Annotated in this window: 9 protein-coding genes and 1 pseudogene; 4 read left to right on the forward strand and 6 right to left on the reverse strand. The window is 58.2% G+C overall.

What is annotated here, in order from left to right:
- The 4 genes and pseudogenes from OC610_RS18800 to galU form a co-directional block, all read right to left on the reverse strand.
- A pseudogene (locus OC610_RS18800) lies at positions 1-485 on the reverse strand (alkyl hydroperoxide reductase subunit F); the annotation flags it as partial.
- A gap of 124 nt (positions 486-609) precedes the next feature.
- The gene (gene ahpC, locus OC610_RS18805) at positions 610-1,173 is read right to left on the reverse strand and encodes an alkyl hydroperoxide reductase subunit C (protein WP_181290391.1); all 564 of its coding nucleotides are present in this window, start codon (positions 1,171-1,173) and stop codon (positions 610-612) included.
- 292 nt (positions 1,174-1,465) lie between these two features.
- A complete protein-coding gene (gorA, locus tag OC610_RS18810) occupies positions 1,466-2,821 on the reverse strand; it encodes a glutathione-disulfide reductase (protein WP_264429770.1) in 1,356 nt (451 codons plus the stop codon).
- A 383-nt stretch (positions 2,822-3,204) separates the two neighbouring features.
- Entirely contained in the window at positions 3,205-4,044 is an 840-nt protein-coding gene (galU, locus tag OC610_RS18815; RefSeq protein WP_003182953.1) for a UTP--glucose-1-phosphate uridylyltransferase GalU, read from the reverse strand.
- A gap of 233 nt (positions 4,045-4,277) precedes the next feature.
- On the opposite strand from galU, the gene OC610_RS18820 reads away from it, so the two are divergent.
- Entirely contained in the window at positions 4,278-4,493 is a 216-nt protein-coding gene (locus tag OC610_RS18820) for a hypothetical protein (protein ID WP_264429782.1), read from the forward strand.
- 111 nt (positions 4,494-4,604) lie between these two features.
- Complete coding sequence (locus tag OC610_RS18825) at positions 4,605-4,886, forward strand: hypothetical protein (protein ID WP_264429783.1); 282 nt, start codon at positions 4,605-4,607, stop codon at positions 4,884-4,886.
- Between the two features lies 1 nt (position 4,887).
- Here the strand turns inward: OC610_RS18825 and OC610_RS18830 are convergent, their stop codons facing one another.
- Positions 4,888-5,118, reverse strand: coding sequence for a hypothetical protein (locus OC610_RS18830; protein ID WP_030142223.1), 231 nt, complete (start codon positions 5,116-5,118; stop codon positions 4,888-4,890).
- Between the two features lie 107 nt (positions 5,119-5,225).
- A complete protein-coding gene (locus tag OC610_RS18835) occupies positions 5,226-5,576 on the reverse strand; it encodes a hypothetical protein (protein WP_249875217.1) in 351 nt (116 codons plus the stop codon).
- Positions 5,577-5,777: 201 nt separating this feature from the next.
- Between OC610_RS18835 and OC610_RS18840 the strand changes: the two genes are divergently transcribed.
- Together OC610_RS18840 and OC610_RS18845 are read left to right on the forward strand one after the other, a co-directional pair.
- Entirely contained in the window at positions 5,778-6,080 is a 303-nt protein-coding gene (locus tag OC610_RS18840; RefSeq protein WP_030142225.1) for a DUF1883 domain-containing protein, read from the forward strand.
- A gap of 30 nt (positions 6,081-6,110) precedes the next feature.
- The gene (locus tag OC610_RS18845; RefSeq protein ID WP_264429788.1) at positions 6,111-6,281 is read left to right on the forward strand and encodes a hypothetical protein; all 171 of its coding nucleotides are present in this window, start codon (positions 6,111-6,113) and stop codon (positions 6,279-6,281) included.
- Positions 6,282-6,322: the final 41 nt, after the last annotated feature.

The following is a 6,322-nucleotide window of genomic DNA, read 5'->3' on the forward strand; positions in this document are numbered from 1 at the left end:
ACTTCGGCCTGGAACAGCGCGCCGTCGATGGCGACGTGCTTGATGTTCGGGTTCAGCACCGCCATCAGGTTCAGCGCCTGGACCACATCCGGGCAGTTCTGGCACGACAGCGAGAAATACGTCTCGAAGTTGAACTCGCCCTTGAGCGAGCGGATCTGTTCGATCACTTCGACACTGGCCTTCGACGGGTGGCCACCGACTTGCAGCAGGGCCAGCACCAGCGAAGTAAATTCATGCCCCATGGGAATGCCGGCGAAACGCAGGCTGATATCGGCTCCGGGGCGGTTCAACGAGAACGATGGCTTGCGCGCATCGGTGCCGTTGTCGAGCAAGGTAATCTGGTTGGAAAGACTGGCAACGTCTTTGAGTAACGCGAGCATTTCCTGGGATTTCGCACCGTCGTCGAGGGATGCAACGATCTCGATCGGCTGGGTGACCCGTTCCAGGTATGACTTCAACTGAGCTTTAAGATTGGCGTCCAACATACGGGCGATTTCCATTTTTTGAATTTCAGAAAAAACAACGCCCGAGCGAATCTCGCCCGGGCGTTTTTTGGGGCGAAGCGGCTTACTTGCTTAAGAGCGGATCGCCCTCGGATGGATCACAGACTTAGATCTTGCCGACCAGGTCCAGGGACGGAGCCAGGGTGGCCTCGCCTTCTTTCCACTTGGCTGGGCAGACTTCGCCTGGGTGAGCGGCAACGTACTGGGCGGCCTTGATCTTGCGCAGCAGCTCGGAAGCGTCGCGGCCTACACCGCCGTCGTTGATTTCAACGATCTTGATCTGGCCTTCAGGGTTGATCACGAAAGTACCGCGGTCAGCCAGGCCAGCTTCTTCGATCAGCACGTCGAAGTTGCGGGAGATAGCCAGGGTCGGGTCGCCGATCATGGTGTACTGGATCTTGCCAATGGCTGGCGAAGTGTTGTGCCAGGCAGCGTGGGCAAAGTGAGTGTCGGTGGACACGCTGTAGATCTCGACGCCCAGCTTCTGGAATTCGGCGTAGTTGTCGGCCAGGTCTTCCAGTTCGGTTGGGCAAACGAAGGTGAAGTCAGCCGGGTAGAAGAACACGACAGACCACTTGCCTTTCAGGTCAGCGTCCGATACTTCGATGAAGCTGCCATTTTTGTAAGCGGTGGCTTTGAACGGTTTAACTTGGCTGTTGATGATAGGCATCGTTGACTCTCCGTCAGGGGTTGAAAAGTTGATGGGGTGAATCTTAGCCATTCACTGCGCTATTGGCTCATTGCCAAACCTCATGCTAATGATTGGTTTTGGCTATCAGGAATCCATATAGATAGAAGAAATCTGTAGGAGCTGGCGAAGCCTGCGATCTTTTGATCTTGATCTTTCGCTTGAGATGCAAATGTCAGGGGAAAGATCGCAGCCTCGTTGCACTCGGCAGCTCCTACAGACAGCTTCTACAGACAACTCCTACATGGCTCCGGCACAGAGCCTATAGGCAGAATCAGGCAGTGGGCGTGCGCATGGTGACAAATTCTTCGGCAGCGGTCGGGTGTACGCCGATGGTTTCGTCGAAGTCACGCTTGGTCGCGCCGGCCTTCAGGGCAATAGCCAAGCCCTGGACGATTTCCCCCGCATCCGGGCCGACCATGTGGCAGCCCAAGACCTTATCGGTCCTGGCATCGACCACCAGCTTCATCAGCGTGCGTTCCTGGCACTCGGTGAGGGTCAGTTTCATCGGCCGGAAACGGCTTTCGAAAATCTGCACCTCATGGCCCTCCTCCCGGGCCTGCTCTTCCGTCAGGCCAACCGTGCCGATGTTCGGCAGGCTGAACACGGCCGTGGGAATCATCCGATAGTCCACCAGGCGATACTGCTCGGGCTTGAACAGGCGTCGCGCCACCGCCATGCCTTCAGCCAACGCGACAGGCGTGAGCTGCACGCGGCCGATCACGTCGCCAATCGCCAGGATCGACGGCTCAGCGGTCTCGTATTTTTCGTTGACCTGCACAAAGCCTTTTTCATCCAGCGTCACGCCGGTGTTCTCCAGGCCGAGGTTGTCCAGCATCGGTCGCCGGCCAGTGGCATAGAACACGCAATCGGTGGACAGCGTGCGGCCGTCCTTGAGCGTCACCTTCAGGCTGCCGTCGGCTTCTTTGTCAATGCGCTGGATGTCCGCATTGAATTGCAGCTCCAGGCCACGACGCTGCAGCTCTTCGGCCAGATGCTTGCGCACCGCGCCATCAAAGCCACGCAGGAACAGGTCGCCGCGATACAGCAAGGACGTTTGCGCGCCCATGCCATGGAAGATCCCGGCGAATTCCACCGCGATGTAGCCGCCGCCCACCACCAGCATGCGCTTGGGCAGCGTCTTCAGGAAAAACGCCTCGTTGGAGCTGATGGCGTGCTCGCGCCCTGGAATATCCGGGATCACCGGCCAGCCGCCCGTGGCGATCATGATGTGCTCGGCGGTATGGCGCTCGCCGTTGATCTCGATTTCGTGAGGGCCGGTGATCCTGGCGTGGCCTTCATGCAGCGTGACGCCGCTGTTGCCCAACAGGTTACGGTAGATGCCGTTGAGGCGATTGATCTCGCGATCCTTGTTGGCAATCAGCGTCGCCCAGTCGAAACTCGCCTCGCCAGCTGTCCAGCCGTAGGCCGACGCTTGTTCGAAGTCTTCGGCGTAATGCGCGCCGTAGACCAGCAGTTTTTTCGGCACGCAACCGACGTTCACGCACGTACCGCCCAGGTAGCGGCTTTCCGCCACGCCCACTTTTGCGCCAAACCCCGCGGCAAACCGCGCCGCCCGCACACCGCCGGAACCGGCGCCAATCACATACAGATCAAAATCGTAGGCCATCATCTATCTCCTTCGGCAGGTTGTCAGCATACCTGCTGCTTTCACCTGGGGCAGCGTTCAGATGGTTATGGGGGCGGAACCTCAAAAGCCAAACGGCTTTTTGCAGCTTGCCTTTGTGGCAAGGGAGCTTGCTCCCGCTCGGCGCTGTAGCAACTGCGTAGGAGCTGCGTAGGAGCTGCCGAGTGAAACGAGGCTGCGATCTCTCCCCAGACACTTGAATCTCAAGATCAGGATCAAGATCAAGATCAAGAGATCGCAGGCTTCGCCAGCTCCTACGGGGCCCGGCGGGAGCAGCTTTCTTGCCACGGGATGCTCTGTGCCTGCGATTCGCAGGTATAAAAAAACGCCCCATCGGGGCGTTTTTTCAAGCGCGGCGCAGGCTATCAGTAAGCCTTGCCGGTCTTGTAGAAGTTCTCGAAGCAGAAGTTGGTCGCGTCGATATAACCTTCGGCGCCACCGCAGTCGAAACGCTTGCCCTTGAACTTGTAGGCCATGACACAGCCGTTCTGGGCCTGTTTCATCAGGGCGTCGGTGATCTGGATTTCGCCGCCCTTGCCTGGCTCAGTCTGTTCGATCAGGTCGAAAATGTCCGGCGTCAGGATGTAGCGGCCGATGATCGCCAGGTTCGACGGTGCATCTTCAGGCTTTGGTTTTTCAACCATGCTGTGGACGCGGTAGATGTCGTCGCGGATCATTTCGCCCGCGATCACACCGTACTTGTTGGTTTCCTGCGGATCCACTTCCTGGATCGCCACGATGGAGCAGCGGAACTGCTTGTACAGCTTGACCATCTGGGTCAGTACGCCGTCGCCTTCCAGGTTGACGCAAAGGTCGTCCGCGAGGACCACGGCGAACGGTTCGTCACCGATCAATGGGCGGCCGGTGAGGATCGCGTGGCCCAGGCCTTTCATTTCGGTCTGGCGGGTGTAGGAGAACGAGCACTCGTCCAGCAACTTGCGAATGCCGACCAGGTATTTTTCCTTGTCGGTGCCCTTGATCTGGTTTTCCAGCTCGTAGCTGATGTCGAAATGGTCTTCCAGGGCGCGCTTGCCACGGCCGGTGACGATGGAGATTTCCGTCAGGCCTGCATCGAGGGCTTCTTCGACGCCGTACTGGATCAGTGGCTTGTTCACCACCGGCAGCATTTCTTTGGGCATGGCTTTAGTCGCTGGCAGGAAGCGAGTACCGTAACCGGCTGCTGGGAACAAGCATTTCTTGATCATATAAGTCCTTGAAAAGGCGATGTGTACAAGTTTCGGCGCAGTCTAATCAGCCGGCAGGCGGCTTACAATGCCTGCGCTGGCCAACCGATGCCATCATAGAGAAATAAACCGGCGGATAGTTCAATCGCCTTTCGTTTCGATGGTTCCAGCGGTCCCCACTGTACGCCCATGAGCGCCGTTTGCGAGCATTTGACGTATCATGCCCGTCTTGATCCCGCCAACGAGGCAGCTAGATGTCGGCAACACAGAACGCAAACGGTTATTCGGTCAGCCAGGACAAGGACGGCCAATGGTGGATTATCAACTACCATGGCGAACAGGTCGCCGGCCCCTTGCCCAGCAAGACGATGGCGGTGGAAGTCGCCGCGGTCTTCCAGGACGAGCGCTCTGCCCCGGCGCCCCGGGAACGCGAACAGGCGCCAGCACGCACTAATCGCCGCAAGAAGTAATCGGCGAGCCCCTTCGATGCATGGGTGCTCGAAGGGGCCGTTGGTTTAGCTGTACCGGAATGGCCATTCGCTATAATCTCGCGCCATTCCTCTCTTCTCGATGACCCTCCCATGAAGATATTCCTGGCGCTGTTTGCAGTCCTGGCCCTGGCAGGTTGTGCCTCGGCGGAAAAAACCTACCTGGATAACGGCGAGCAAGGCCTGTCCATCGATTGTTCGGGTGAAGCCAATTCCTGGGCCACCTGCTACGAGAAGGCTGATGCCTCCTGCGCCGGCACCGGTTACCGCATCGTCGGCACCGACGGCACGCCACAGGCCAAGGACAGCGAAAAGACCTTGGGCGTCGACGTCGGGAACTTCACCAGCCGCAGTGTCGTGGTCGTCTGCAAATAAGCTAGATGTGAATCTCGGCGAACTTGATCCCCAGGCCCCGCAGGGTCTCGATCAGGTCATCGAGCCGGCCGAAGGATTCGACTTCGTCCTGGTCATCCACGAGAAAGAAACTGCGTCCGGCGCTTTTCTTGAAGAAGACGATCCATTCCCCCGGGCTCGCGGGGTTCTGTATTACATGGGTGGCGCAGATTAGTCCTTCTGCATGGCGCTCGCGGACCTGCTCGCGTTTCATCGACTGAACTCCATAAATGACAATGCCGCCAACGTGACCGTGGCGGCATTCTTTCGAAGGATGCAGCTTAACCGATGCCCGGCCCGCTCGTCAGGCCCGGAACGCGCTCAACCGGAGATGCACGCATTGGCCGCTTCCTGCACATCCCCCGGACGCACGGGTACGTTGGACATGCTTTCGTGCAACTTGATGCTGCTGCCGCTGGAGCGCTCATCGATGTCGAATACCGCCGCGGGCAGCGTCGACAATCGGCCTGGCACAATCACTCGGACGCCGTTCTTGTGCGGTTCCATCTGCAGCGGGCCACGGGTCTTGAGCAGCTTGTCGGCAACGCAATTGGCGTATTCATGAGGCTTCTTACCGGAGATGACGCTCATGGTGGGTGGCGTCTGGTTGATGTCCGATACCGATGCACATCCACCCAAGGCCAAGGCCATTACCCACACGCTGCGCTTCATATGATTCCTCCAATAAAGATCCTCCGACAATCTAAACGCTGTTTTTATCCGGCGCGCTTCTTTTTTATCCATCAGCCGGCAATAAATCGGTTTCACCCAGGGCAGGGGTCGGTTATTGCCCCGTGGTGCTGGTAAACTGCGCGCCATTATTTGCCCATCTTGCCGTGTCGATTTGCAAGAAATGCCCTTCTGGAGGCACCCATGAAATTCATCCATCAGCGCGAGCACCTCAACGAGGACGATATCGTCGTCATCGAATGCTCCCAAATGTGCAACATCCGCTTGATGAACGACGCCAATTTCCGCAGCTTCAAGAACGGCGGCCGGCACACTTACCATGGTGGCGCGTTCGATACGTTCCCGGCCAGGATCACCGCGCCCAGCACCGGTTTCTGGAACATCACCATCGACACCGTCAGCCGTCGCGCCATCAGCGTCACCCGCAAGCCGACCCTGACCCACAAGATCAAGATCATCCGGCGTTCCAGCTCGAAACTGAGCTGAGCCGCCCTCTCGTAAAGGACAGGAAAAACCGTGGCCCCGACGACCAAATACGTAATCAAGTACAAGCTCAACGGCGAACGCCGCTTCGAGTTCGCGCAATTGCAGACCGGCACAGAGGAAGAAGCCATGGCCGCGTTGCAAAAGCTGCATGGCGAGACGGACGACAAGATCACCGACCTCAAGGTCAGCAAGGCACTGTAAGACGCAGCCACGCATCCGTGGCGAGGGGATCAGCGAAACGT

Origin of the sequence: Pseudomonas agronomica (assembly GCF_025917275.1) — a bacterium.
Lineage (GTDB): Bacteria > Pseudomonadota > Gammaproteobacteria > Pseudomonadales > Pseudomonadaceae > Aquipseudomonas > Aquipseudomonas agronomica.